We start from the raw sequence: 984 nt of genomic DNA on the forward strand, positions 1-984 counted from the left end.
GGCCACATCTTCCCAAGTGAGCCCGGTCAGCCTCTCCGACAGCGTCAGCCCGTGGTGCACGTGGCAGTCCCAGCCGTCCTCTCCGAGGACGATCGCGGTCTCACCATGCCTGCTCCCACGCTCAAACAGCTCCTTCAGCAGCTCGGCACTGATGGTCAGAGCCATGGTGCGTCCCCCAGGGGAGTTGAAGTGTCGGAGTACCCCGACACTTCAACTGTAGGGGTACCCCGACAGTCATGCAAGAGGTGGCACTCCTCTGGGTGTTGAGTGAGTGGAGGTTCGTCCTCCAGGCGTGGCCGACCTGCCTGACAGCCCTCGGATACTCGTTAGGCAAGTTCGAAACCGTTTACATCCCTGACCTGCCTGACGCTTCGCAGGCACCCGAGATATCGGTGAGTTCGCCGTTGATGGACTCAGGGGCGTCGAAGAACGGCCGCGCCGATCGGCCTGGGGCGTCGGCGAGATCCACAACCTGTACGCGCACGGGAGCAGTGAACTGCGCCCGAGCCCGGTCCCGGTGGGGTGGCATGAACCGGGCGCGGTCTGAAGCTTCGTGGACTCTCCCCAGCACGTTCTGCTCGGGCACGCCGCTCACATGTTGGAGACGGCCTGTCATGAACTCCCCTTGGGGCGGACGCTCGTGGAGCCGGGGCCGGTTATAGGTTGTCGGCATGGCCGCTGCTCCCTCGCGCAGATCCTCTTTCCGAACCGCCGAGTATTGGGCGGCGCTCGAGGTCATCGCGGACGACCTGATCAACCAAGCCGCGTCTCACACCCCGCACCCCTCCGGGGATGCGCGAGGCACCCTCCAGAGGTTGTCGAGCCGCGGGTTCGGCCCCGTGAGCCTCTTCGACCTGTGCGCTCTGTTGATCCTGGCCGCACCCGGCTCACCAGATGAGCGCTGCGGCACTGGTGTCCAAGCTCCAGCGATTCCGCCGCCCACCGTATCGATGTCGGCCGCACCGGTTGGCGATCCGAGCGGTG

At 65.4% G+C, this 984-nt stretch carries 1 pseudogene; it reads left to right on the forward strand.

The annotated features are described in order from the left end of the window. Positions 1-671 precede the first annotated feature (671 nt). Positions 672-984: pseudogene (locus ACWFR4_RS48735) on the forward strand (hypothetical protein); the annotation flags it as partial.

The sequence above is a fragment of the Streptomyces sp. NPDC055140 genome (genome assembly GCF_053607285.1).